General features: G+C 61.4%; 24 protein-coding genes. 14 read left to right on the forward strand and 10 right to left on the reverse strand.

The features are described from left to right. Positions 1-208 precede the first annotated feature (208 nt). From OXH60_01270 to OXH60_01310, 9 genes are all read left to right on the forward strand, one after another. Entirely contained in the window at positions 209-982 is a 774-nt protein-coding gene (locus OXH60_01270; protein MDE0710749.1) for a F0F1 ATP synthase subunit A, read from the forward strand. A 49-nt stretch (positions 983-1,031) separates the two neighbouring features. Then, a complete protein-coding gene (locus OXH60_01275; protein MDE0710750.1) occupies positions 1,032-1,259 on the forward strand; it encodes a F0F1 ATP synthase subunit C in 228 nt (75 codons plus the stop codon). Positions 1,260-1,352: 93 nt separating this feature from the next. Further along, positions 1,353-1,847 (forward strand): hypothetical protein, encoded by a 495-nt coding sequence (locus OXH60_01280; protein MDE0710751.1) that lies wholly within the window; start codon positions 1,353-1,355, stop codon positions 1,845-1,847. After that, complete coding sequence (atpF, locus tag OXH60_01285; GenBank protein ID MDE0710752.1) at positions 1,844-2,353, forward strand: F0F1 ATP synthase subunit B; 510 nt, start codon at positions 1,844-1,846, stop codon at positions 2,351-2,353. The genes OXH60_01280 and atpF overlap by 4 nt, the downstream gene beginning before the upstream one ends. A gap of 40 nt (positions 2,354-2,393) precedes the next feature. Then, complete coding sequence (gene hslV, locus OXH60_01290) at positions 2,394-2,960, forward strand: ATP-dependent protease subunit HslV (GenBank protein ID MDE0710753.1); 567 nt, start codon at positions 2,394-2,396, stop codon at positions 2,958-2,960. Beyond that, the gene (gene hslU / locus OXH60_01295) at positions 2,957-4,264 is read left to right on the forward strand and encodes an ATP-dependent protease ATPase subunit HslU (protein ID MDE0710754.1); all 1,308 of its coding nucleotides are present in this window, start codon (positions 2,957-2,959) and stop codon (positions 4,262-4,264) included. Before hslV ends, hslU begins: the two co-directional genes overlap by 4 nt. Positions 4,265-4,472: 208 nt before the next feature. Further along, positions 4,473-5,780 (forward strand): DUF3422 domain-containing protein, encoded by a 1,308-nt coding sequence (locus OXH60_01300; protein MDE0710755.1) that lies wholly within the window; start codon positions 4,473-4,475, stop codon positions 5,778-5,780. 157 nt (positions 5,781-5,937) lie between these two features. Further along, positions 5,938-6,624, forward strand: a complete 687-nt coding sequence (locus OXH60_01305) for a DUF2461 domain-containing protein (protein ID MDE0710756.1) — start codon at positions 5,938-5,940, stop codon at positions 6,622-6,624. A gap of 33 nt (positions 6,625-6,657) precedes the next feature. Beyond that, positions 6,658-7,458, forward strand: a complete 801-nt coding sequence (locus OXH60_01310) for an N-acyl homoserine lactonase family protein (GenBank protein ID MDE0710757.1) — start codon at positions 6,658-6,660, stop codon at positions 7,456-7,458. Between the two features lie 148 nt (positions 7,459-7,606). Here OXH60_01310 and mnmG read toward each other — a convergent pair whose 3' ends face one another. Beyond that, positions 7,607-9,487, reverse strand: a complete 1,881-nt coding sequence (gene mnmG / locus OXH60_01315; GenBank protein ID MDE0710758.1) for a tRNA uridine-5-carboxymethylaminomethyl(34) synthesis enzyme MnmG — start codon at positions 9,485-9,487, stop codon at positions 7,607-7,609. A gap of 436 nt (positions 9,488-9,923) precedes the next feature. Beyond that, the gene (locus OXH60_01320; GenBank protein ID MDE0710759.1) at positions 9,924-10,934 is read right to left on the reverse strand and encodes a Gfo/Idh/MocA family oxidoreductase; all 1,011 of its coding nucleotides are present in this window, start codon (positions 10,932-10,934) and stop codon (positions 9,924-9,926) included. Between the two features lie 95 nt (positions 10,935-11,029). On the opposite strand from OXH60_01320, the gene OXH60_01325 reads away from it, so the two are divergent. After that, positions 11,030-12,196: a mandelate racemase/muconate lactonizing enzyme family protein gene (locus tag OXH60_01325; GenBank protein MDE0710760.1), complete on the forward strand. Its 1,167-nt coding sequence runs from the start codon at positions 11,030-11,032 to the stop codon at positions 12,194-12,196. Between the two features lie 14 nt (positions 12,197-12,210). Then, positions 12,211-12,723, forward strand: a complete 513-nt coding sequence (locus tag OXH60_01330) for a MaoC family dehydratase (protein MDE0710761.1) — start codon at positions 12,211-12,213, stop codon at positions 12,721-12,723. A 40-nt stretch (positions 12,724-12,763) separates the two neighbouring features. Here OXH60_01330 and OXH60_01335 read toward each other — a convergent pair whose 3' ends face one another. The 7 genes from OXH60_01335 to OXH60_01365 all read right to left on the reverse strand — a co-directional run bounded on the left by OXH60_01335 (position 12,764) and on the right by OXH60_01365 (position 19,632). Beyond that, complete coding sequence (locus OXH60_01335) at positions 12,764-13,459, reverse strand: ABC transporter ATP-binding protein (GenBank protein MDE0710762.1); 696 nt, start codon at positions 13,457-13,459, stop codon at positions 12,764-12,766. Beyond that, complete coding sequence (locus OXH60_01340; protein ID MDE0710763.1) at positions 13,459-14,208, reverse strand: ABC transporter ATP-binding protein; 750 nt, start codon at positions 14,206-14,208, stop codon at positions 13,459-13,461. Before OXH60_01340 ends, OXH60_01335 begins: the two co-directional genes overlap by 1 nt. Continuing rightward, positions 14,205-15,470 (reverse strand): branched-chain amino acid ABC transporter permease, encoded by a 1,266-nt coding sequence (locus OXH60_01345; protein ID MDE0710764.1) that lies wholly within the window; start codon positions 15,468-15,470, stop codon positions 14,205-14,207. Before OXH60_01345 ends, OXH60_01340 begins: the two co-directional genes overlap by 4 nt. After that, entirely contained in the window at positions 15,467-16,414 is a 948-nt protein-coding gene (locus OXH60_01350; GenBank protein MDE0710765.1) for a branched-chain amino acid ABC transporter permease, read from the reverse strand. Before OXH60_01350 ends, OXH60_01345 begins: the two co-directional genes overlap by 4 nt. Before the next feature lie 63 nt (positions 16,415-16,477). After that, a complete protein-coding gene (locus OXH60_01355) occupies positions 16,478-17,746 on the reverse strand; it encodes a branched-chain amino acid ABC transporter substrate-binding protein (protein MDE0710766.1) in 1,269 nt (422 codons plus the stop codon). Between the two features lie 198 nt (positions 17,747-17,944). Then, a complete protein-coding gene (gene mnmE / locus OXH60_01360) occupies positions 17,945-19,264 on the reverse strand; it encodes a tRNA uridine-5-carboxymethylaminomethyl(34) synthesis GTPase MnmE (protein ID MDE0710767.1) in 1,320 nt (439 codons plus the stop codon). Between the two features lie 17 nt (positions 19,265-19,281). Further along, entirely contained in the window at positions 19,282-19,632 is a 351-nt protein-coding gene (locus OXH60_01365; protein MDE0710768.1) for a (2Fe-2S) ferredoxin domain-containing protein, read from the reverse strand. Positions 19,633-19,928: 296 nt separating this feature from the next. On the opposite strand from OXH60_01365, the gene OXH60_01370 reads away from it, so the two are divergent. The 3 genes from OXH60_01370 (at position 19,929) to OXH60_01380 (ending at position 23,758) form a co-directional block, all read left to right on the forward strand. Beyond that, on the forward strand, positions 19,929-21,953 hold the full coding sequence (locus tag OXH60_01370; GenBank protein MDE0710769.1) for a thioredoxin domain-containing protein: 2,025 nt from the start codon (positions 19,929-19,931) through the stop codon (positions 21,951-21,953). Between the two features lie 90 nt (positions 21,954-22,043). Continuing rightward, positions 22,044-22,784: a dienelactone hydrolase family protein gene (locus tag OXH60_01375; GenBank protein ID MDE0710770.1), complete on the forward strand. Its 741-nt coding sequence runs from the start codon at positions 22,044-22,046 to the stop codon at positions 22,782-22,784. Continuing rightward, a complete protein-coding gene (locus OXH60_01380; protein ID MDE0710771.1) occupies positions 22,781-23,758 on the forward strand; it encodes a quinone oxidoreductase in 978 nt (325 codons plus the stop codon). Before OXH60_01375 ends, OXH60_01380 begins: the two co-directional genes overlap by 4 nt. A 69-nt stretch (positions 23,759-23,827) precedes the next feature. On the opposite strand, the gene rho is transcribed toward OXH60_01380, so the two are convergent. Further along, complete coding sequence (gene rho / locus OXH60_01385) at positions 23,828-25,087, reverse strand: transcription termination factor Rho (GenBank protein ID MDE0710772.1); 1,260 nt, start codon at positions 25,085-25,087, stop codon at positions 23,828-23,830. Positions 25,088-25,436 lie beyond the last annotated feature (349 nt).

Consider the following 25,436-nt stretch of genomic DNA (forward strand, 5'->3'; position numbering starts at 1 on the left):
TGCGGGAATCGCCCTGGGCGGCGGGGCCGGCTGGTTGCTTGATGACTGGCTGGACACGTCGCCGACGTTGTTGATCATCTGCGTCGGGCTCGGGTTCGCCGCTGGTCTCCGTAACGTGTTTCGCACTGCCCAAGGTTTCAGCCGGCGGCAACCGGACCAAGAACAGAATTCTCCGCCTCAAGATCCGCCCTCCGGAACGTAACGCTCAATGGCAACCGACAGCAGCGCGAGTGGTGACGCGGCCCACGGGCCGCTCGAACAGTTCGAGATCGTCGCCCTCGAACCCATTCAGATCGGGGGGCTCGACCTCTCGTTCACCAATTCAGCTCTCTGGATGCTGATCGCAGTCGCCACCATTGCTGTGGTGTTCGCCGGCGGCATGCGGCGGCGCGCGATTATTCCCGGGCGATGGCAAGCGGCGGTGGAACTGACCTACCGGTTCGTGGCCAACATGCTGCAGGACAACGTCGGTCCGCAGGGGGCCCGTTACTTCCCCTTTATTTTCAGCCTGTTCCTGTTCATCCTTTTCGGAAATCTCCTGGGGATGGTGCCCTACAGCTTTACGTACACCAGCCACATTGCCGTAACGTTCGCCATGGCCGCCGTGGTATTCGTCGGCGTGACCGTCATTGGGCTGGTGCGACACGGAGTCCGGTTCCTGTCAATCTTCGTCCCGTCCGGTGTCCCGATAGCGCTCATCCCGTTGATGGTGCCGATCGAGATCATCAGCTATTTCGTCCGACCGGTCAGCCTTTCTCTGCGCCTGTTCGCCAACATGATGGCCGGGCATACGATGCTCAAAGTCTTTGGGGGCTTTGTCGGCCTCCTGCTGTCCGCCGGCCTCGGGCTCCTAGCGCCGGTGTCCATCATCCTGATCGTGATCCTGACCGGCTTTGAGTTGCTGATAGCGGCCATTCAGGCCTATGTCTTCGCGGTCCTGAGCTGCCTGTACCTGAGTGACGCGCTGGATCTTCACCACTAAGTTCCGTTCCTCATTTCATTTTCACCCTCACTCCCGAAAGGATCTTCCCGTGGAAACAGAAGCTGCCAGGCTGATCGGCGCCGGTCTCGCCACCATCGCGCTCGCTGGAGCCGGTATCGGCATCGGCAACATCTTCGGAAACTACGTTTCTGCCGCCATTCGCAATCCGTCAGCCGCGCCCAAGGTCTTTGGCAACGTGCTGTTGGGCTTCGCATTGACGGAGGCGATCGCACTGTTCGCGCTGCTGATCGCGTTCCTGATTCTCTTCGCCGTCTAGCCTGAATTGCCGCCAATGGCTCGCCGCTTCCCCGTTGTTTGCTCCATTGCGTCCGCCGCGTTGCTTCCAGCTGTGGCGTCCGCGGAGAGCAACATGCCGCAGCTTCGCGTGGAAACGTTCGCATCCCAGATTTTCTGGTTGGTGGTCACGTTCTCGCTGCTCTACGTCGTGATCAGCCGGATCGTGCTGCCGCAGGTGCGAACCACCCTGCGGGCCCGTGAAACGCGGATTGGCGCCGACAGGGAGCAGGCGGACGAGCTTCGCAAGGAAGCCGAAGCCGCGCACCACCGCGGGAGTGACGCGCTGGCGGCCGCGCGTGCCGACAGCGATCGGCTGCTCCGGGAAGCGCACGACAAAGCGGCCGAGACCTTCCGGACAGAAACCCAGCGCCTGCAAGAGGCTCTGGAGAACGAGAGAGTCGAGGCGGAGGCCCGCATCGAAGCGAGTCGCGCGGTGGCGCTGCGGGACGCCGAGGCCGCGGCCGTAGAGCTCGTGCGGTCGCTCACCGGCAACCTGACGTCCGTGCAGATCGAGGATGCGGCCTTGTCCCGCGTCGTCGCACAGGCCGCCCGGGAAAAGACGCCATGACGTGGTCTGTGCTGGCCCAGGATCCGTCCTTCTGGGTCGCGATATCGTTCGTCCTGTTCGTAGGTGCCTTCGGGCGCCTGTTGTTTCGGAAGCTTGCCGCTGTCCTGGATGCACACCGGAACGCGGTACGCGATGAACTGGACAGCGCGGCAGCTCTCCATGCCGAAGCGCAGTCCCTCCGTGACCGCTATACCGACGAGGCCGCGGAGGCCGAGAAAACGGCCGGGGAGATTCGCGGCCGGGCGCAAGAGACCGCCGGGCAAATTGCCGCAGATTCAGATCAGCGGCTGCAGGCACACCTCTCCCGGATGCGTGCGCGCGCCACGGAAGAGATCGCCCGCACCGAGGAGGCCGCGCGGCAGATGTACCGGGAGCGGGTGGCCGACCTGGTGCTGGAAGCGTCGACTCGCCTGCTGCGCGAACGAATCGATGCCGAGACACAGCTTTCCCTCGTTCAGCAGACAGTTGACAGCCTTGGACAGTCACTGAAGCAGCGGCAAGCGTGAGACCCTCTGCGGTGAACTTGCCCCCTGCCTGCCCCAAATGATGTCCATGTCCGAGACCCCGAAAGTCAAAACGCCTTGGCATGGGACCACGGTACTGTCGGTTCGGCGGGCTGGAGCGGTGGTCATTGCCGGAGACGGGCAGGTAACCCAGGGCGACACCGTCATCAAGGCCAACGCCCGCAAGGTGCGCCGCCTGGCCGGAGGCGCCGTGCTGGCGGGATTTGCGGGTGCCACCGCCGACGCCTTCACGCTCTTCGATCGGCTGGACGCCAAGCTCGAGCGGCATCCGGGCCAGTTGATGCGGGCATGTGTCGAATTGGCGCGCGACTGGCGAACCGACCGGTACCTTCGCCGCCTGGAGGCAGTCATGGCAGTTGCGGATCGCGAAGTGTCACTGCTGGTATCCGGTGTCGGCGATGTTGTGGAACCGGCGGACGGCCTCATCGGCATCGGCTCTGGAGGAGGTTTCGCCCTGGCTGCGGCCCGCGCCCTGAGCGAAGTCGAGGGGCTCGATGCCGAAGAGATCGCCCGGCGGTCGCTGGCCGTCGCTGCGGAACTCTGCATCTACACGAACCACCAGATTTCAGTCGAAGTCATCCACCAATGACGGCGTTCACACCACGCGAGATCGTCGCGGAACTCGACCGTTTCATCGTCGGCCAGCGGGCCGCAAAGCGGTCGGTGGCCATCGCGCTTCGGAATCGCTGGCGCCGCCAGCAGCTGGAACCGCCGCTGCGTGAGGAAATCCTCCCCAAGAACATTCTGATGATGGGGCCCACCGGTGTCGGCAAGACCGAGATTGCGCGTCGGCTCGCGAAGCTGGCGCAAGCTCCGTTCATCAAGGTGGAGGCGACGAAGTTCACGGAAGTGGGCTACGTCGGTCGCGACGTCGAGTCGATCATCCGCGATCTGGTCGAGAGCGCGATCATGATCACGCGGACCAGATTGCAGCATGAGGTGGCAACGCGCGCCGAGGCAGCTGCCGAGAAACGCGTCATCGATGTCCTTGCGGGGCCGTCGGCCTCGCGTGACACCCGCCAAAAGATGCGCGACAAACTTCGGTCCGGCCAGCTTGATGAGCAGGAAATCGAAATCGAGGTGAGCGAGAGCCCCGGCGGGTTCCCCTCATTCGAACTGCCGGGCGTGCCCGGAACACACGTCGGCATGGTCAACCTGGGGGAACTGCTGGGCAAGTCGTTCGGCAATGTCACGCAGAAGCGTCGCATGACGGTGGGCGAAAGCCACAACGTCCTGCTCGAGGAAGAAAGCAATCGGTTGATCGACGACGATGAACTGCATCGCACCGCAATCGACGCGGTGGAACAGAACGGAATCGTGTTTCTGGACGAGATCGACAAGATCACGCGCGCCGAGGACCGCGCCGGAGCGGATGTGAGCCGAGAGGGCGTGCAACGCGACCTTCTGCCGCTGATCGAGGGCACGGTGGTACCCACCAAGCACGGTCAGGTCAGAACCGGTCACATCTTGTTCATCGCCTCTGGAGCTTTTCACCTCGCCAAACCGTCCGACCTGCTGCCCGAACTGCAGGGCCGCCTCCCCATCAGGGTAAGCCTAGACCCGTTGTCCGAAGCCGACCTGGTTCGCATCCTCACCGAACCGGAGAACAGCTTGACCCGGCAATATGAGGCATTGCTCGCGACCGACGGCGTCAAGCTGGAATTCCGGGACGACGGCATCAGTGCCCTGGCCAGATTGGCGGCCGAGGCCAATCACACGGTCGAGAATATCGGCGCGCGCCGACTCCACACGATTTGCGAGCGGCTGCTTGAGGACATCAGTTTCTCAGCCACGGATCGGTCGGATGAAGTAGTGACCATCGACGAGCAGTTTGTGCTCAAGACCCTCAGCGACGAAATTGACCAGAGCGATCTGAACCGATTTATTCTGTGATGCGCTGATCCGCGCAAGCTTCGGATTGCCGGAAGCCATCGACTGCGGGAAGTGCAGCGCGGCAATCCCTCCCCCTTTCCTCTGCCAGACGCGACTCGGCATCGGCGGATCAGGGAGGGGCATCGCCCCCACCATGTTCGCCGTCCGCGCGTCCCGCCCGAATCGCCCTGCAATATATTGTGCCTTTGCGTAGAAGAGGATACGGCGAATGACGGAAGAGAGGCTTGAAGACCACCCGCAGCGCTATGCGCTGTCGAACGAGTTGCATGCCCGTCCTTTCCCTGAATTGCGCGCTCCGTGTCACGCCGTAGTCCTCGCCATCAAGCAGTCCGGCCAAGCTGAGAATCGCGGCCCGGAAGCCGACCGGGCGCATCTCCATGAACTATTGAATCGACACGGAGCGGATCATCCCCCTCCGGATGGCAACCATTTTTCAGGTCGACTCGGCCGCAATCTGCTGAAATGGGAACGTCACACCGAATTCGTGACCTATACGATCTATGCCGATGGTGTGGCCGGGGTTCCGTTTACCGGCTCCATCTCGACGACGTTCCCTCGTGACTGGCTCAATCGGGCCCCCGGCAAGGTTCTCACGTCCGTGCTGGTCAGGGTCGAGCTGGCCGAATCAGTGCCTGAGCTCGGCGAGGCCGACTATGCCCGGATGCGGGATTGGTTCGTGCCGGAAAGCCTCGCCATGTCCAGCGTTGTCGACCAACAGGCCATAGCTGCCAGCGACTTCCGCATCGATACGGCGGGGCACGTCCGGTTTGCGCTGCTGGCGCGGTCCGATATCGGCCCGCGCCGACTTGGGCGAATCGTCCAACGACTTGTGGAGATCGAGACCTACAAGTCCATGGCGATGCTGGCCTTGCCGGTGGCGCGTGAGGTAGCCGCACGCGTAGCGGAACTCGATCGGGAAATGACCTCGCTGGTCCGAACCATGGTCACATCCGGCGGCGGCGAAGCCGAGACGCTGGACAGGCTTCTCTCGATGTCTGCTGAAATCGAGGCTCTCTCATCGTCCTCGGCGTTTCGTTTCGGCGCTGCTGAAGCCTATGCGGCCATTGTGCACGAACGCATCGGTGCACTACGGGAAGAGCGGGTAATGGGCCGGCAAACCCTGGCAGAGTTCATGTTGCGGCGTTTTGATCCCGCGATGCGAACCTGCACCTCCGCCAAGAGCCGATTGGACGAACTCTCTCAGCGTGCGACGCGAGCAGCCACGCTGCTGCGCACGCGCGTCGAAGTGAACATCGCGGCACAGAACCGGAGCCTTCTCAAGAGCATGGATCGACGAGCTGCCCTCCAGTTGCGGCTGCAGCAAATGGTCGAGGGGTTATCGGTCGTCGCCATCAGCTACTACGCCGTCAGTCTCACCGGGTACATCCTCGCCCCGATCTCTCAGCATCTGGACGCCGACGAGGCGCAACTCCAGGCAATGGTCGCAATCCCGATCATCGGCGTCGTTTGGTGGATGATCCGGAGGCTGCGCCTGCGCGCGGCGGAACGCCTGTAAGCGGTCATGACTGTAGGTTTCCGTAGCAGATCATTTGATCACTGTATGATCTTACTGTGATCTTTGGCGGGCGGCGCGTAGTTGTGTTGGCGCTCACCGTTGTCAGATCGCTCTACCGCCTGCCCACAATCTATCCGGTACCCTCGAAAGACACGTCATGACGTCGAGCCAGATCTCTCCCTCACTCTTTGATTTCCTGCGTGACCTCAAGGCCAACAACGACCGGCCATGGTTCGAGGCAAACAGGGAGCGCTACCAGTCTGAAGTGCGTGACCCGATGCTTGAATTCATCGGGGCGTTTGCAGAGCCGCTTTCCGAAATCAGCCCGCATTTTCGCGCCGACACGCGGCCACATGGCGGCTCCCTATTCCGGATCTACCGTGACACGCGCTTCTCCAAGGACAAGACACCCTACAAGGTCAACGTCGGCGCACACTTTCGTCATGTCGCCGGCCGGGACGCGCACGCGCCGGGCTTCTATCTCCATCTGGAGCCAGACGCGTGCTTCGCGGGCTGCGGCGTGTGGCGTCCCGATAGCGGAACGCTTGGACGCATTCGTGACGCGATCGTTGATCGTTCAGAGGAATGGGTGTCAATCACGACGGATTCCTCCTTCCAGGACGTTTTTGAACTCAGGGGCCAGTCGCTCAGGCGTCCACCGAGGGGTTACGATCCCGAGCACCCGTTGATTGAAGACCTCAAGCGCAAGGACTTCATTGCATTGGCAACCTTCTCCGAGTCTGATGCAGTCAAGCCCGAGTTCTTCCGTCAATTTGTCTCCATAGCCCAAGAGGGCTCCGGCTTTGTTCGATTCTTGTCGCACGCCGTTGGAGTTCCCTGCTAGAGCTCCCGCAACACGCCTTACGGAAAGTTACCCATGACCGACACCTGGGAAGTCACCGCGATCCGCTACGGAACGCATGCGAACCGGAAGCGCCATGAAAACTTCATCGGGGCGGACCCGCACGAAGGAAACATGCCGCTCGACTACTTCGTTTGGCTGATACGAAATGAAGAGCGATCAATTGTGGTGGATGTCGGCTTCGATGAGGCTGAGGGCAAGCGGCGCGGCCGGACCGTGGAACGGGCCCCCCGTGACGGACTGGCCATGCTTGGGGTTGACAGCGCCAAGGTGCGCGACGTCATCATCACACACCTGCACTATGACCATGCCGGCACGATCGAGCACTTCGCCGAGGCCAACTTCCACCTACAGGAGCGAGAAATGCACTTTGCGACGGGCCCGTACATGGCGCGCCGCACGTTCGCCACGCCGTATACACCGGATCACGTGTGCAACTTGGTCCGGAAGGCCTTCCAGGGAAGGGTCGTGTTTCATGACGGTGATCGGGAGATCGCCCCCGGGGTGTCCGTACATCTTCTTGGCGGCCACACCATGGGCCTGCAGTGCGTTCGGGTGCGAACTCGAAGAGGATGGGTCGTACTTGCCTCCGATGCCGCGCATTTCTTTGAAAACATGGAACAATCTGCGCCGTTCCCGATCGTCTTTTCCGTCGCAGACATGCTCAAGGGGCACGATCGAATCGCCGGCCTTGCCGACAGCGCCGGCCACATCGTTCCCGGCCATGATCCGTTGGTGACAACGATCTACCCAGCTTATAGCGACGCCTTGAAGGGGATTGTCTTCCGGCTAGACGTCGATCCCAGCAGTCGCTAGAGCCAGACCCGGCCCCAACTTTGGCATTCGGTGCCTTCTTGCCGACGTCCGACCGACTCCGGGTTCGTTACAGCGGTCCGCGGCCCCTTGTTATGTCGGGACCCATGTTTCACGTGAAACATTCCGCTGCAGACACGAGCACGTCTGCTCATGCCCGGATAGACATCTTCCGCAGGTGGGCGACGACCGCCGTCAAAGCCGCCGGGGTTACACCGGGTAAGCGCGAAGCTGACGCCAAGGTCGACGGGCGGCCCGCTTGCAATGCCTCGGTTGCCTCAGCGGACAGGCCGCCGACTGAGTCGTAGTCAATGCTGTCGGGAAGCTGGACGGCCGCGTCGCGCCGGTAGGCACGAATGTCTTCGTCTTGTCGCGCCCTGTAGGGAGCGTACAGCGCGTCGGCCTCCAGAATGCCATGCACTGACGCGTCAATGGCGTTCAGCTCTGGGCAGATCTGAGCAAGCTTCACAATGGTCACGCCGGGATGGCCCAGATACTTCATGGCCGATCGACGTCCGCCGTCATCAGAAGCTGCGATGCCGTGACGCCGCACCGACGATGTACTGACCCTAGTTTCCTGGAGCAGCTGGCGCGCCGTCTCAAGCTTGGCTGACTTCTCGGCGAATAGGCGTGAGCGCAAGGTTCCGACAACGCCTGCCGCCTCACCTTTTCGGGTCAGGCGTTCGTCGGCATTGTCAGCCCGCAAATGCAGCCGGTATTCCGAGCGCGACGTGAGCATGCGGTAAGGCTCGGGCGCGCCCCTGGTCGTGAGATCATCAATCAAGACACCGATATATGCCTCGGCCCGGTCCAACACGAACGCGTGACGGCCTGACGAATGACCCGCCGCATTGATGCCGGCGACCACACCTTGTGCGGCTGCCTCTTCGTAACCGGTTGTGCCATTGATCTGGCCCGCGAAATACAGCCCGCGGATCCGCTTGGTTTCCAACGTTGGATGCAGTTCCCGAGGGTCGACGTAGTCGTACTCGATGGCGTACCCCGGACGAACCATACGCACGGTTTCCAGCCCCTTGATCAACGAAAGCATCTGTTCCTGGACTGGCGCCGGTAATGACGTTGAAATTCCGTTGGGATAAATCGTTGAATCCTCATAACCTTCCGGCTCGAGAAAGATCTGGTGCCGCGGCCGCGAAGCAAACCGCACGACCTTGTCCTCGATTGATGGGCAGTATCGTGGTCCGCTTCCCTCAATTTGGCCCGAATGCATCGGTGTCCGGTGCAGGTTGTCCCGAACCAACCGATGCATTGCATCGTTCGTCCAGGTGATATGGCACGGGATCTGTGGTCGGTGAATTCGCTGAGTCATGAGCGACAGTGGTTCCGGTACAGGATCCCCTTCCTGCACCTCCAGATCGCTCCAGTGGATGGTTGTGCCGTCCAGACGAGGCGGCGTGCCGGTCTTCAATCGGCCCATTCGAAATCCGGACGCAGCGAGACGTTCGGCGAGTCGCGTGGCAGGAGCCTCGCCGGCACGACCAGCAGGAGTCCGTGACTCGCCCACGTGGATCATGCCCCTCAGGAACGTTCCAGTGGCTATGACGACGGCGCCCGCCCGGAGCGTCCTGCCATCTCCCAATACGATTCCGGTGACCTGCCGATCTCGGTCTTGCACGAGATCTTCAACGGATCCTTCCACGATCTCGAGATTCGCCTGTTCGCGCAGCAAATCCTGCATGGCCGCGCGATACAGCTTCCGGTCCGCCTGGCATCTCGGTCCGTGCACTGCCGGCCCGCGACTGCGGTTCAGCACGCGGAACTGCATGCCGGCCAAGTCTGCAGCGCGGGCAATCAGTCCATCCAACGCATCGACCTCGCGCATGAGGTGACCTTTGCCCACACCGCCAAATGCCGGGTTACACGACATGGCGCCGACGGTAGAGAAGCTGTGGGTGACCAGGCCTGTTCGGGCCCCCATGCGCGCAGCGGCCGCAGCTGCCTCACAGCCGGCGTGCCCGCCCCCGACAACTAAGACATCGAACCGCTGTGGGTCGATCAAATTCTTCCGCATTGGAACCTATCTGCTGGCTGGACGACTCTCTCCCCGACGCCTGTGCACGTCACGGCATACCGATGCTTCGGGATCCATATCGAGTAGTGCCCAAACCGGCGGCTACCAGTGGCCGAAAGACCGCCACCAGACCCACGTCGCCCAGATGCAGGCCGCGACGAACAGCGACACCAGGCACGAACGGGCCAGCACGTCGAGAACTTCAACCATACGCTAATCCTCACCCAGGTTGATCAACCCAACACTCCTGTGTCCACGGAAGCCAAGCGATTGGGGCACCAAGGCATACAATCCCCGATGTTTCACGTGAAACATCGGCATGCTTTCCAGCCAAACCCTACCCGACACCCTGCGGCAGGAAGGACAATTTTCCCTCACGTTTCACGGAATCCCGGCGTCTCGCCAGTTGAAGCGCGATTCGCGAGTGGTGACGCCGCTATGTGGTGGCGACATGCTCCCACTTGCCACTGCGGGACGACTCGAATAGTGCATCGAGCACTCTCATGTTTGCGATGGCGTCCTCGATGGGATACGGAATCTGGCGCCCTTCCAGGAGGCAGACGGCGAAGTCTTCACCCTGGCTGGTGTAGTGGTCAACTGGCGGGATTTCGACAATCTCGTCCGGAACCGGCCCCGGATAGCTGCCTCCTCCAATAAACAGGCGGCAAGCGCGGTCTGGCTCCATTACAAAGGGGAATTCCACTCGAAGCCATGCTTCCGTGCCGAGCACGATCAGGCTCTGGTGGCGGGCCACCTGGGTGGAACAGATGAAGCTGGCCTGTCCAGCAGGAAACTCCAGAATCGCGGATGCCAATCGGTCCGTCCCGAAAATAGGATCAAGTTCCAACAGCGCATTCACGCGCGTCGGCTCCGAATCAAACACAAACCTAGAAATAACAGTAGGATAGCAGCCGATATCGTAGACTCCGCCGCCGCCGGTCTCTCGTTGGTTTCGGATGTCCAGTGGGTCATGATTGGAATAGGCAAAGACACCTTGAACCGCGCGCACCTCGCCCAGGCGTCCGGAGGAGATAAGTTCGTGCACTCTCTTCCACTGCGGATGATGCCGCACCATGAACGCTTCCTGGACCTGGCGTCCGGTACGGTCACGCACGTCGAGCAGTGTTTCGGCTTCAGTCGCCGTCAACGCAATCGGTTTTTCGCAAAGAACGTGCTTGCCTGCCTCAAGCGCCTGGACCGTCCACGGCACGTGCAGATGGTTAGGTAACGGATTGTAGATTGCGTCTATGGCACGATCATCGAGGAGCTCCCGGTAACTCCCGTAACTGCGCGGGATGTCCAGAGAGGTGGCTGCGGCCTGCGCGCGCGCTAGGTCACGGGAGGCAATCGCCTCAATCGAACAATGCTCGCCTGCCTGCATGGCCGGGATGACTTTCTCGGCGGCGATGCGCGCGACACCCAGAACTCCCCACCGGATCGATGTCATGGCCTGCTCCCGCCATCGCTGTCGCGTCCAGCGTGACAGAGTTACAGTTCGGTTTCTAGTCTCGATCACCTCGCGGCAATCTTACAGGCAACCCTATGAAAATCGTCAGAGTTTCCGCCGATTGGCTTCACGTGCCCATCGCCACGGAGCGCCAGCATCGTTCAGACTTTGGAGCCGTCGATTCTTTCGATTCTGCTTTGGTCAGGATCGAAACCGAAGATGGTGTAACCGGTTTTGGGGAAGCCAAGGCGCAGGTGGGCAGCGTTGCCAATTGCCAGGCCCTGTGCACTCTCATCGAAGCGGAACTCGGCCCTGTACTGGTCGGGCAGGATGCCCGTGACATCTCGCGCCTCTGGGACGTCATGTACAACGGGTCGCGCGCTCACTACGCGATCCAACGAGGCCACGTGTTTCCGATCATGGGACGCCGGGGCATCACGATGGCCGCAATCAGCGGGATCGATCTCGCGCTGTGGGACCTCCTCGGAAAATCGCTCGGGGTCCCGGTCTGGCGATTGCTGGGTGGCCGACGTCAGGAGCGGATGCCGGCATACGCATCCGGGGGTTGGGCGCCAGCAGACAAGATTGCGGCCGAACTTCAAGGGTTTATCGATCGGGGCAATTTTTCCGCCGTAAAGATGCGCGTCGGCGCAGGCGATGGGACCCTTGCGCACTCGATCGCTCGAGTGCGCGCTGCACGCGAGGGCCTCGGGCCTTCGATCGGCATCATGTGCGATGCCCACGGAACATGGACTTCAGCTGAAGCCAAGCGTTTCTGCCGAGCCGTGGCAGACTGCCACATCGACTGGCTGGAAGAACCCGTAACTGCTGATGACAAAACCGGCCTCGCTGACGTGAGAGCCGCGACCGACATACCGATCGCCACTGGGGAATCGGAGTTCACGCGGTTTGCCTTCCGCGACCTGGCCTTGCTTCGCGCCGCGGACATCTTCCAGCCCGACCCTTCCATTGCGGGCGGCATCACGGAATTGATGCGCATCGAGGCGCTGGCAAGCGCCCACCAGATCCGATTTGCCCCCCACATGTGGGGGGGCGCCCTGACGTTCGCAGCCGGCATGCATGTCGCCGCGGCGGCAAGCAGCGGATTTATCTTGGAGTACTCCCTTGGCGCCAACCCGCTGTTGCACGAGCTCGCGGTCGAAGACTTTGCCGTAGTGGACGGGATGGTCGAAATCCCGGAACGGCCGGGACTGGGAGTCTCCATTGATGAGGACTTTGTCGCCCGCTATCGCGCGAACTAGCGGATTCCCGCTTCATGTCAGACCCAAGCTCGTTTCTGGGCGCCCACGCCATGACAACCAGTACGCGGCAGGATCAACCGACCATGCGCTATTTCGATGACTTCGCTCCGGGCGACGAATTTGATCTCGGGACATGCCGGATTACTCGCAGCGACATCGTTGCTTTTGCCCGGCAATTCGACCCGCAACCATTTCACGTTGATGAACGCGCCGCGGCGGATTCAATTTACGGAGGGATCATCGCCAGCGGCTGGCATACGATCTCCCTGTATATGCGGCTGTTCGTGGAGGGGCTGCTGCACGACGCGGCCAGCCTCGGCTCGCCGGGCGTCGACAAAGTTCGCTGGCGCCACCCGGTTCGACCCGACGATGTGCTGACAGCCAGGGCGACTGTGCAGGAGGTCACGCCATCACGGAGTAGGCCTGATCGCGGCAACGTGCGGTGGGCCTACGAGATGCGCAACCAAGACGGTGTGGTCGTGATGACGATGGAAGGAATCGGGATGTTTCAGCGGAAGCGCTGTTGAGTAGGACGCCGACGGGAAGCGCCAAGCAGACCGCGACCCGTCAGACCTCGAGCCACTCCTTGCGAACCTGGTCGTTTGCCCGAAACTCGCTGACGGAACCTTCAAATACGATCTTTCCGTGCCCCATCACGTGCACCCGATGAGAAATTTCGAGTGCGATGGCAAGCTTTTGCTCGACCAGCAAGATCGCAACGCCCCGGTTGGCAATTTCAGCCAGCAAGCCTGAGACCTGTTCGACCAGCTTCGGCGCCAGCCCTTCGGTCGGCTCGTCAATCATGATGAGATCGGGGTCCCCCATGAGCGTGCGACAGATCGTCAGCATCTGCTGTTCACCGCCCGAAATCACTGATCCCAACGCATCCGCCCGCTCGGCCAAATTCGGGAACATCTGGAACATATCGTCGATCGACCACCGCCCCTGTTCACGCATGTTCTTGATCCCGAGTATCAGGTTCTGTCGGACCGTCAACGTCGGGAAAATGTTGCGGTTCTCCGGGACGTATCCGATTCCTCGGCGGGCAATTTCATGCATCTTGCAGCCCGCGATCTGTTCGCCCTTGAACAAGATCGTTCCTACAGGTTCCACTTCGCCGGTGATCGCCTTCAGCGTGGTCGATCTCCCGACGCCGTTGCGTCCCAACAAGCTGACAATTTCTCCCGCGCCGACGTTGAGGCTTACGCCCTGAATAATATGGCTTTTTCCATAGTATGCGTGCAAATCCCGGACTTCCAGCATCAGTTTGCTCCCGTGCCCAAGTAGGCCTCCTGTACGGCCGCGGAGGAGCGAATCTCGCTGGGCGTGCCGGTGGCGATGATTTCGCCATACACGAGAACTGAAATCCGATCTGCCAAATCAAACACGACGCCCATGTCATGCTCCACGATCACGAGCGTCTTGCCTTCCGAAATTCGGCGGATGAGCGACACCGCTTGCTCAATTTCCGAGTGGCTCATGCCTGCCGTGGGCTCATCCAGCAGGATCACATTCGCACCGCCGGCCACTGCGATTCCGAGTTCCAGGGCACGTTGGTCAGCGTACGACAGGAGGCCCGCGGGAATGTCTCGCTTCCCCCACAAACCTATGTCCTTGAGGATCAGCGCGGTCCGGTCGTTCAAGTCACGCAGGCGGCCCACGAGCTTCCACCAGGCATACCGGTGACCCAACGCGAACAGGCAGCCGCATCGGACATTGTCCAACACGCTCATCCGCGCGAAGATGTTCGTGACCTGAAACGACCGGGTCAATCCCAATCGGTTGATTTCAAAGGCTTTCTTGTTGGTGATGTCGGTATCATACAGGCGGATACCGCCGGCGGACGGAGGAAACCGCCCACTGATCAGGTTGTAGAGCGTCGACTTGCCTGCCCCGTTCGGCCCGATAATCGCGTGTCGCTCGCCATCCTGGATCTCCAGATCGACTCCGCGAATAATCTCCGTCGCACCAAAGCTCTTCCGAACGCCGGTCAGTGTCAGGGCGCTGTTCATCTGCGTGGCAATGCGCGCGCGTCCGCGATGGCGGTATTCCAGGCCGAAACCGCGCTCGGCAAGGTCTTGCGGACCGCGAACCCGCCGGCAACAGCGATGCCGGTAAAGACGATCCAGGGGACCACGGAAAACGGGTCGCTCTCAATGCCGAAGATGACGAGTTCGGTCTCCGTGCTCAGACGCGAGCTGCGGAAATACAGCATCTCGATGAGGCCGATACAGCCCAGGACCGACGCGACCAGAGCGGCGAAGAAGCGCGTATAGGGGATCAGCAATGGCGCCAGGAGACGCGAATGCACGCGCCAAATGGGTTGATGCATGGTGATCAGCCCGGCCAAGCCGCCCGGGAAGAACATGATGACCGCCACGAACATGACCCCGAGATAAAGGATCCATGCCTCGGTGACGCCGGTCAGCGTGCTCTGCAGGAAATAAAGCAGCGTGGCACCGATTATCGGGCCAACGAAGCTTCCGGTGCCGCCAATGTAAACCATGAACAGGACCAGGCCTGACTGAATCACGCTTACCTGCTCGAAACCGACATGCTCGATATTCACGGCATGCAGCGCACCGGCGATCCCCGCGAAGAAGGAAGACAGCGAGAAAGCCAGCCAGCGGATTCGCTGGCTGGAATACCCGATGAACTCCACGCGCTCGGGATTGTCACGGACCGCATTAGAGATGCGCCCGAACGGGGTCCTCGTGAGCAGGAACATCGCCAGCGTGCAGAGCAGACACCATCCGGCGATCAGGTAATAGACCTCGATGTTGGGCCCGTAGGTGACACCGAACAATTCCTCGCCGATCACACGGTCGGTCTGGATTCCGTCTTCACCGTTGAAGATGGCCACCAGCACCAGCGTCAGGGCGGTAACCATTTCCCCGAACCCAAGTGAGATCATCGCGAACGTGGTCCCGGCGCGGCGGGTGGAGACGTAGCCAATCAGGATTCCGAAGAACAGACCGACGAGGCCGCCCAGCAGCGGGATCAGTGTTACCGGGATGTAGGGGACTTCCTCTTCGTAGATGAAATTCAGGTAGTGAACGGTGAAATAACCGGCGAGGCCGAAATAGACGGCGTGGCCGAACGACAGCATCCCTCCCTGGCCCAGGAGCATGTTGTAGGCCAGGGCAAACACGATGAGCAGCCCGATCTGGCTCATCAAGGTCAGCGCGAAGCCGGACGAAAACACGTGCGGCAGCGCCATCAGCACGATTGCGCCCCCGATCCACGGAGCCAGCCTGCCCATCAGCATGCTCATACGTCACGAGTACCGAATAGACCGCGGGGCTTGAAGATCAGCATCAGGACCAGCATCAGGTACGGAAGCACTGGAGCAACCTGCGCGGTCGTGATGCGCGTGAAGTCCCGCAACATGCCCGCGGTGTCAATCTCCAACCCGAGCGCCAAGACGAGGCTGCCGAGTCCGTAGTCGTAAAAGATGGCGAGTCTGGTAACGATCCCGATGATCAGGGCCGCAACCAGGGCCCCTCCGAGCGAGCCCAGACCACCGATGACGATGACCACGAAGACAATGGGCCCGAGCTGGATGGCCATCGCCGGTTCGGTACCCAGAACGTTTCCGCCGACCACTCCGGCTACTCCGGCCAAGGCACAGCCGAACCCGAACGTCCACATGAAGATGCGCGGAATATCGTGTCCCAGCGTCGCGACGTGGATCGGATCGGACACCGCGGCACGGATGATCAGACCGATGCGCGTATAGGTCAGCAAGGCGAATAGGGCGACGAAGATGGCTACCGACACCACGAGCATGAAGACTCGATAGATTGAGTAGTCGAACCCCTGCCACGTGAACAGCGCGCCCGACATTGCATCGGGGATTTCGTACGGGACCGGGACCCGTCCCCAGATCATCTGTACCAGCTCTTCAATTACGTAGGCCACCCCGAACGTAAACAGCAGCTCAGCGACATGGCCGTATCGATGGACGGGTCGCAGCCCCCAGCGCTCGATTCCCGCCCCCACCATGCCGACGATCACGGGCGCCACGATCAATGCCGCCCAGAAGTTCAGTCCCTCACTGATCTGATACGCAAAGTAGGCACCCAGCATGAAGAAGCTGGCGTGGGCGAAATTCAACACGCCCATCATGCTGAAAATCAGCGTGAGTCCACTGGCCAGCAAAAACAACAGCATGCCGTACAGCACGCCGTTGAACATCGCGAAGATGAAGCTTTCCACCTGAATTCGCCCAGACCGAATTGCCTGGCGCTTGGCCAGCTACGCGGCGCGCGCGTCAGCCGATCACGGGCGCTTCATCTCACATGTGGTCGGGAGCTCGATCGCGTCCGACATGATCCAGCCATCCGTCGCAAACGCTACTTCGTAATTGTCGCCTTCGTAGATGTACGGTCGTTCCAAGTCTTCGGCCATGGTGCTGATGACCATCGGGAAGATGATCTGATGGTCCTCGCCGCGCATCACCAGCGGTCCTGCCGGTCCGTCCATCGTCATGCCTTCCATCGCGGCGGCGACCAAGGCGGGATCATCGCTTCCCGCTTTATCCAGCGCCGCAGCGAAAAACTCGATCGTCCATCGCATGCGTTCCGAATAAATGCTCTTGCCCGTCTGCTGACGCCAACGGTCGTAGGTGTCCAGGAGTTCGGCAGGCTGCTGGTCATACAACGGATCATTCTCGTGCATTTCCGTGACCTGCTTCAGTCGCGTCGCGATACCATCTTTCGCACCAATGCCGGCGACTGAGCTCGGTATACCTGCGTAAATGGTGTAGAAGGATGCATCAAGGTTGGCTTCGGAAGCTGCCTTGACGAACCGCACAAGGTCGGGACCCCAGTTACCCGTCAGGACAGTGTCGGCGCCCGCAGCCTTGATCTTCGCGATGTACGGGGTGAAATCGAGCACCTTCCCGAATGGCACGATCAACTCGTCGCCAACCAGTTCAATACCAGGCGCCCGCTCGGTGAGCATGTGCTGCGCCGCGGCCTGAAAGGCCTGCCCGTAGGCATAGTTCTGGTTGAGCATGTAGAGCTTCTGAACCGATGGATCACGGCCGAGCTGCGTAACCAGCGCAGCCACTTTCATGTCCACGTTCGCGTCGAAGCGAAAATGCCAAAAGGAGCACAGCTCATTCGTGAACGAGGTCGTAACCGCGGAATGATTGAGGTAGAGAATGGCCTGGTCCGGGTTTCGGCGGTTGTGGCGCTGCAGGAACTTGATGATGTTGAGCGCGTGGTTTGACCCCACCCCCTGGCTCACGAAGCGGATCTCATCGTCGATGACCTTGCGAAGCTGCTGTGTCGTTTTCTCCGCGTTCATCGCGTTGTCGAGCGGAACGATCTCGATGTGACGGCCACCGAGAACACCGCCCCGCTGATTCACTTCGTTTGCAAAGAATTCAAAGATTTCGAGCGTGTCACGGCCGACAGCAGCGATCGGACCAGAGAACGGTTCAATCAGTCCCAGTTTGACCGTGTCCGCACCGCGAGCGGAGAACGCGACAACGACGACCGGCAACATTACCGCGAACGTGCGGACCAACTTGATCAAGGCCATGGTCGTTCTCCCAACCGGTATCCGCGCTGTTTCCGGCGTTAGAGCAAACCATACCTGCATAGGGTCTTCAAGACACCCGAACCAGCCGCGCGGTGCCGCCGCGACGGGGCAGATCGCACCTGATTGAGACGGTTTCCAGGCCCTCGGATTCCGGGTTGGCGCATGACCGTACCGGTCGGCGGCGGCCTGCGCGCCCGCCTATTTTCCGATGCAAAAGTTAGAAAACACCCTGTCGAGCACGTCTTCCACGTCGACCCGGCCCGTGATCCGGCCCAGCGCATGCACCGCGGCGCGTAGTTCTTCCGCGGCCAACTCCGTCGAAACCGAGTGCTGGACGTTTCGCAGCGCGTTGGCCGCCCGCTTTAGCGCTTCGCGGTGCCGCACGCGCGTGAGGGCCAGTCCTTCCTCCGGGTGACCGCCTCCCGCAGCGACCACCCCTTCCAGCGCATCCAGCAGCCCGTCGATGCCGCTACCGGTACGGCAGGAGATCGCGAGATCGCCGGGCAGGACGCGTGGATCCTGCATCGGCGAGCGGAGATCGGACTTGTTCCACACCCGCACCGATCGCGGCGCCGTAACTTCGAACTGCGGCTTCTCCCCGGTGGAAAGATCACCCAGAACCAGCATCACGTCCGCTTGCTTGGCCCAATTCAGCGCCCGCCGAATGCCCTCACGCTCGATCGCGTCGCCGGACTTCCGGATTCCGGCGGTGTCGGCAAGTGTGACCGGCCATCCTCCAAGGTTCATGTGCACTTCGATGATGTCGCGCGTCGTGCCAGCAGCGGAGGAAACGATCGCCGCTTCCCGCCGTGCCAACAGGTTCACCAAGCTGGACTTCCCAGAATTGGGTGGGCCGAGCACTGCGACCCGAAATCCTTCACGTAACCGCTCACCGCGACGGCCGTCGTCGAGGTGCGCCGTGATGTCATGGGCAAGCGACTGCGTCTTGCCCGGTTGCAGCGGCACCGACCCCACGTCGGCTTCGTCGATGAAGTCGAGGGAGGCTTCCGCTTCAGCCAGGCATTCGATGGCCCGGGAACGCCACGAATCGTAGAGCTCGCTCAGGCCGCCCTGAACCTGACGAACCGCCTGGATGCGCTGGAAGCGGGTCTCCGCGGCCACCAGGTCGGCAATCCCTTCGGCCTGAACGAGATCGAGTTTGCCGTTCGCGAAGGCTCTTCGCGAAAACTCGCCGGGGTCAGCCGGTCGGACGTCGGGCACCCGACAGAGTTCGTCGATCACGCCGTCGATGACAGCCCGGCTGCCATGAACATGCAGTTCACCAACGTCCTCGCCCGTGAAGCTGTCGGGCCCTGGAAAGAACACGGCAAGCCCCTCGTCGAGGGGCACGGTCCGGTCAGTTTCCCGCAACGTGACGCGGGCCAAGCGGCGCGGACAAAGTTCCTTCCCACACAAGCTGTGCAACGCAGCCTTGGTGGCTGGACCGGAAATGCGGATGATGCAGATGGCGCTCGGTGGAGGGCCGCTCGCCGGAGCAACAATCGTGTCTCCCGCCAAGGGTACGCTTTCCGCAGCTAGCCAGCGGGCTCTGCCGGCGGCAACTTGAGACGGCTCACCTCCTTGCCGCCGCGGAGGTGGGTCTCGATGACTTCGTCCACATCGCTTCGCGTCTTGCACGAGTACCAGACGCCGTCCGGATAGATCACCATGACCGGTCCGTGCTCGCATCGGTCGAGGCAGCCGGACGCATTGATCCGCACGCGTTCGAGCTTGAGCTCGCGCACTTTGGCCTTCATGTATGTCCGAAGGTCCGTACCGCCTCGGTCATGACAACATCCTTTCGTATGTCCGGGCGCGCGGACATTCGTGCAACAGAACACATGCGAACGGAAATAGAGTTCGTCGGCGACATCCTGGCCCGTCATCGTCATTCTCCGGCGGCGACCGTCTTCCACTCGCACAGGTTAGCGGAAATACCGGCGCGGGAATGCCGCCCGCGGCCGGGTTCGTAGCCCTGGCAGCGCGGTCAGATGCGTGCCCGCCAGATCGGACGGATCCCCAGGGACAGGACACGTCCGGTCGGTGACATCCGTCCCGCGTCCGGGCCCCGTTTCCAGCGGGCGTCTCGCCCCGCAGCCCTAGCCCGCAGAGGTGGGAGTCGGGGAAGTGGACCACTGGTCCATAATGCGCTTGTGACACCGCGTGCCTGGAGGCAGTCGACATGAATCGCCTTAGCGGTGAAACCAGCCCGTACCTGCTCCAGCACCGTGACAACCCTGTCCATTGGTGGCCCTGGTGCGACGCCGCGTTCGAAGAGGCCAGCTCCTCCTCGAGGCCCATTCTGCTTTCAATCGGCTATGCCGCTTGTCACTGGTGTCATGTGATGGCGCACGAGTCGTTTGAAAATGCGGCCATCGCGTCCGTCATGAACGAGCATTTCGTCAACATCAAGGTCGATCGAGAAGAGCGGCCGGATATCGACCACCTGTACATGTCGGCACTGCATGCCTTGGGACAGCGGGGTGGATGGCCGCTAACCATGTTCCTTACACCCGAACGTCTTCCGTTTTGGGGCGGCACCTACTTCCCGCCCGTCCCTCGGTACGGACAGCCGGGATTTCCCGACCTGCTGACGGCTGTTGCCGACACCTATGCGCGCGACCCCGAAAGAGTGACGACGAGCACCCTCGCGCTTCGCGCAAACCTGGAGCAGCTATCGGTCGCGCATTCCGGCGACTTGCCGTCACCGTCGGACCTGGACGCCGCGACGGGGCAGATCGCCGATCAACTGGATCCGAAGCTTGGCGGTTTCTTCGGGGCCCCGAAGTTCCCCAACTTTCCCGTACTGGAGTTTGCCTGGCGCCGGGCCCGTACCGGCGATGCCCGGCACCAGCGAGTCGTCACGACGCTCGAGCGCATGTCGGCGGGCGGCATCTACGATCACCTCGGCGGAGGACTTGCCCGGTACGCGGTCGACGAACGGTGGCTAGTTCCACATTTCGAGAAGATGCTCTACGACAACGCCAGCTACGTGCGCCTCCTTACCGCCGTCTGGCGGTCCACCCGCAAGCCGGTCTTGGCCCGTCGGGTCGGCGAAACCATCAGCTGGATGCTCGATGAGATGCGCGTGGCTGAAGGCGGGTTCGCAAGTTCGCTGGACGCGGACAGCGAAGGCGAAGAGGGCCGATACTACGTCTGGACCGCGTCTGAAATCGACGACGTACTGGGGCCCGATTCGCACCGGTTCCGCATGGCCTACGGTGTCCGCGAGGAGGGGAACTGGGAGGGAAAAAACATCCTCAACCAACTCGATTCGGCGCCCGGGGAACACGACGCTGAATTGGCCCCGCTTCGTCAGGCCCTGCTCGTGCGTCGCGCGACTCGAATTCGCCCATCCTTCGACGACAAGGTCCTGGCCGACTGGAACGGCCTCGCGATCGCGGCGCTCGCGGAAGCAGGAGCAGTGTTCGCCGAGCCGGCCTGGGTCATGGCGGCACGCGAGGCGTTTTCGTTCGTGGACAGGGAGATGACGAAACCTGACGGACGGCTCTTTCATAGCTGGCGCGCCGGCCAAGCCCAGCACATGGGCATGCTGGACGACTACGCGTTCCTCGCCGACGGGGCACTGGCGCTTCTGACGGCGGATGGCGACGAGCGCTGGCTGCATCGTGCCGAGCAGCTGATGGACATGGTTCTTGCACACTTCCGGGCAAACGATGGCGGCCTGTGGCGGACGGCTGATGACAGCGAGAAGCTCATCGCCCGACCCCGTTCTGGCCACGACGACGCCACGCCGTCCGGTGCCGGCGTGGCGGCCGATGTCATGGCCCGGCTTTGGCACCTCACGTTCGACGGGCGTTGGAAGGCTGCCGCAGAACAGGCCCTGACGTCGATGTCCGGAGCAGCCGTCAGGGCGCCCACCGCCTACCCATCGCTGCTGGCTGCAGCGGATACGCTCGCCAGCAACATGGAAATCGTCATCGAAGCTTCGGAACCCGACGCGCCGGGCGTTCGCGAACTCCTGACGGCCGCCTGGCGGGCACCCCAGCCTGCGCGGACGGTGCGGGTTGTCGGTGGGCGCGCCGACCTGCCGGAAGGTCATGCGGCCTCCACGCTTGACGGCGGCGGCGGGTCGCCCCGGGCGTATGCCTGCCATCGGAACACCTGCTCGCTGCCGGTAAGCAGCGGCGCGGCGCTCTCCCAACTCCTGGAGCAGTTGCAGGCGGACGCCTTCGCTCCAGGATGACCTGACCGGTCTCCGCGCCTCCAAGGTGCGGGAGCGCCAATTCTGCGGTAGGTTGCGCGCCCTTCTGGCTTCCCGATCAGGAAACCGTCCATGCCTTCCCGCTACGTGCGCATTCCCTCCCGCGAGGGTGAGGAATTCACCGCCTATTTCACCGCGCCGCCCGGCAAAGTCTCGCCCGGCATTGTCGTCATCCAGGAAATCTTCGGAATCAATCCGGTCATGCGAGCGGTTGCCGAGCAGTATGCCGCGCTCGGGTTCGCAGTAGCAGTGCCCGACCTGTTCTGGCGGCAGGAGCCGGAGGTTGAGATCACGGACCAATCCGAGGAGGAATGGTCCCGTGCGTTCGAACTCTACAAGGGGTTCGACGAGACCAAGGGATTTGAAGACGTCGCCATGACCCTGCGGTGGCTTCGACATCAAGACGAGTGCACTGGCGCGTCGGCGACTCTGGGTTTCTGTCTCGGCGGGAAACTCTCTTATCTCGCCGCTTGCGGGCTGGATATCGAGGCTGCCGTCGGTTACTACGGGGTCGGAATTGAAACTGCCCTGAACCAGGCACGCATGATTCGTGGTCCACTGCTGCTCCACGTCGCTACCGAGGACGAGTACTGCCCCCCGGAGGCGCAAAAGCAGATTCACGAGGCACTCGATGAACATCCGAAGGTCACCGTCGAGACCTACCCCGGCTGCAACCACGCGTTCGCACGCCCAGGGGGCGAGCACTACGACCGGGAGGCAGCCGCGCTCGCCGATGAGCGAACCCTCGCGCATCTGAACACTTACCTTCGTCCCAAGCCAAGAATTTTTTCTGCGCCGGAGAACTCCGCATGACCAATATGGCCGTCTGCATTCACGAACAGGGAGGACCCGAAGTTCTTCAGTGGGAGGAATATCCCGTGGGGGACCTGCAGGAAGGTGAGGTCCGCGTTCGTCACACCGCTGTTGGCCTCAATTTCATCGACACCTACATGCGCTCGGGCATCTATCCGTTACCGGACTTGCCGCGGCCCATCGGTCTCGAGGCTGCCGGCGTGGTCGAGGAGCTCGGTCCCGGCGTCACGGGACTTCACGCCGGTGATCGGGTCGCCTACGCCTCTCCTCCCCCTGGTGCCTACAGCCAAACCCGCCGGATGCCCGGCGACCGGGTCGTCAAGGTCCCGGATTCCGTGACCGACGAGCAAGCCGCCGCCATGATGCTGAAGGGGATGACCGCCGAGTACCTGTTGCGGCGGACATTTCGTGTCGAGCCGGGAATGACGGTACTCTTCCACTCTGCAGCCGGAGGCGTAGGCCTGATTGCCTGCCAGTGGCTGAAGGCGCTCGGCGCGACCGTGATTGGCACTGTCGGTACCGAGGAAAAAGCGGAGCTCGCGCGCGCCCACGGGTGTGACTACCCGATCCTTTTCGATCAGGTGGACTGGGTCGAGGAAGTCAAGAACATCACCGACGGCGAGGGTGTTCCAGTCGTCTACGACAGCATCGGAAAGACAACCCTGTCCAAATCCATTCAGTGCCTTGCGATGCATGGCATGGCGGTGCTCTTCGGTCAGTCGTCCGGCCCCACGGATCCGATCAATCTTGCGGTCCTGGCTGCCGGTTCCAACTTCATCACGCGCCCGACGCTGATGACCTACACGAAGAAGCGCGAAGACCTGGAAGCCAGCGCCGCTTCCCTGTTCGATGTCGTGGGTAGCGGCCAGGTCCGGATTGAGATCAACCAGCGCTATGCATTGGCCGAAGCGCAGCAGGCCCACCGGGATCTCGAGGGAAGGAAGACGACGGGATCAACGCTCCTGATCCCGTAGATTCGCCGAATTGGTGGTGTCGGTATCGCGGCAAGTACCGGGACCGGCACCACGAATTCTCGTATTCGGCTACTGGTTCATCGTGTCGAAGAATTCGGCATTGTTCTTGGTCGGCCGAAGCCTCTCCAACAGGAATTCCATTGCGTCCGATGTCCCCATGGGCGACAGAATTCGCCGCAATACCCACATCTTCGTGAGGTCCTCGGCCTCGACTAGCAATTCTTCTTTCCGTGTTCCGGATTTCGCGATGTCGATCGCCGGGAACACGCGCTTGTCCGCAAGCTTCCGATCGAGCACGATTTCCGAGTTTCCCGTGCCCTTGAATTCTTCGAAGATCACCTCGTCCATCCGCGAACCGGTTTCGATCAGAGCAGTGGCAATGATGGTCAGCGATCCTCCGCCTTCGATGTTCCTGGCAGCCCCAAAGAACCGTTTCGGGCGCTGCAGCGCATTCGAATCAACTCCGCCGGTCAGCACCTTGCCGGAACTCGGGACCACGGTGTTGTAGGCACGTGCCAAACGCGTAATTGAATCCAGCAGAATCACCACGTCATAACCGTTTTCAACCAGCCGTTTGGCCTTTCGGTTCACCATCTCGGTCACCTGAACATGCCGTGTCGCAGGTTCATCGAACGTGGAGCTGACAACCTCTCCACGAACCGAACGCCGCATGTCAGTGACTTCCTCCGGACGCTCGTCGATGAGCAGGACAATCAGATAGATTTCGGGATGGTTTTCCTCGATTGCATGGGCAATGTTCTGCAGAACCACCGTCTTTCCGGTTCTCGGGGGTGCGACGATCAGGCCGCGCTGCCCCTTGCCCAGCGGCGCCACGAGTTCGATCACCCGGCAGGTGTTGTCCCCCGCCGGCAATCCTGTCTCCACTTCCAGCTTGATGGCACTGTCAGGATATAGAGGCGTGAGGTTGTCGAAATTTACTCGACTTCGAACTTCCTCCGGTGTCCGGAAGTTAATCTTCGTGGGTTTGAGCAAAGAAAAGTAACGTTCTCCTTCACCTGGCTGGCTGATCTCCCCTTCAACTGTATCTCCGGTTCGTAGACCAAGTCGTTTTATTTGCGCAGGTGACACATAAATGTCGTCAGATCCGGACAAGTAATTGGATTCAGGTGAACGCAAGAACCCGAACCCGTCCTGCATCACCTCGATCACTCCCTCGCCGTAGATCGGCTCTTCCCGGTCCGCCCGCGCCCGCAAAATTGCATACATGATGTCCTGTTTTCGCAGGTTACCGGCGTTCTCGACCCCTTCGGTTTCAGCAAAGGCAAGGAGATCGGAAGGCGATTTACGTTTCAGTTCCTGGAGGTGCATGATCAACAACCCATGACGTAGAGATTCAGCAGCAGCAGAAGGAAGGTGTCGCTGGCTGCGGGGTGGCATAACCGACGATGAAGCGGATAACCAACCGCTTCGCCCGGAAACCGGAAGCGGACCAATAGGGCCGAGGTGCCGCTATACAGGGCCGATCGGCGTGACGGGATCCGGCCTTGCAGGCGGTAACGCTACCAAGGCACCGGAACGAGTCAACCTGCGCTCTGACCGTCAAACTCGATCGCTGGCTCCAGGGCCATGCTCGGAGATCGTGGATCCCCACACCAGAAAAACGGGGATTATATACCCACGTTGACAACGGCTGACTGAATCACTATATTCCCTGTAA

It is taken from the genome of Rhodospirillales bacterium, assembly GCA_028824295.1.
Classification (GTDB): Bacteria; Pseudomonadota; Alphaproteobacteria; order TMED109; family TMED109; genus VXPW01.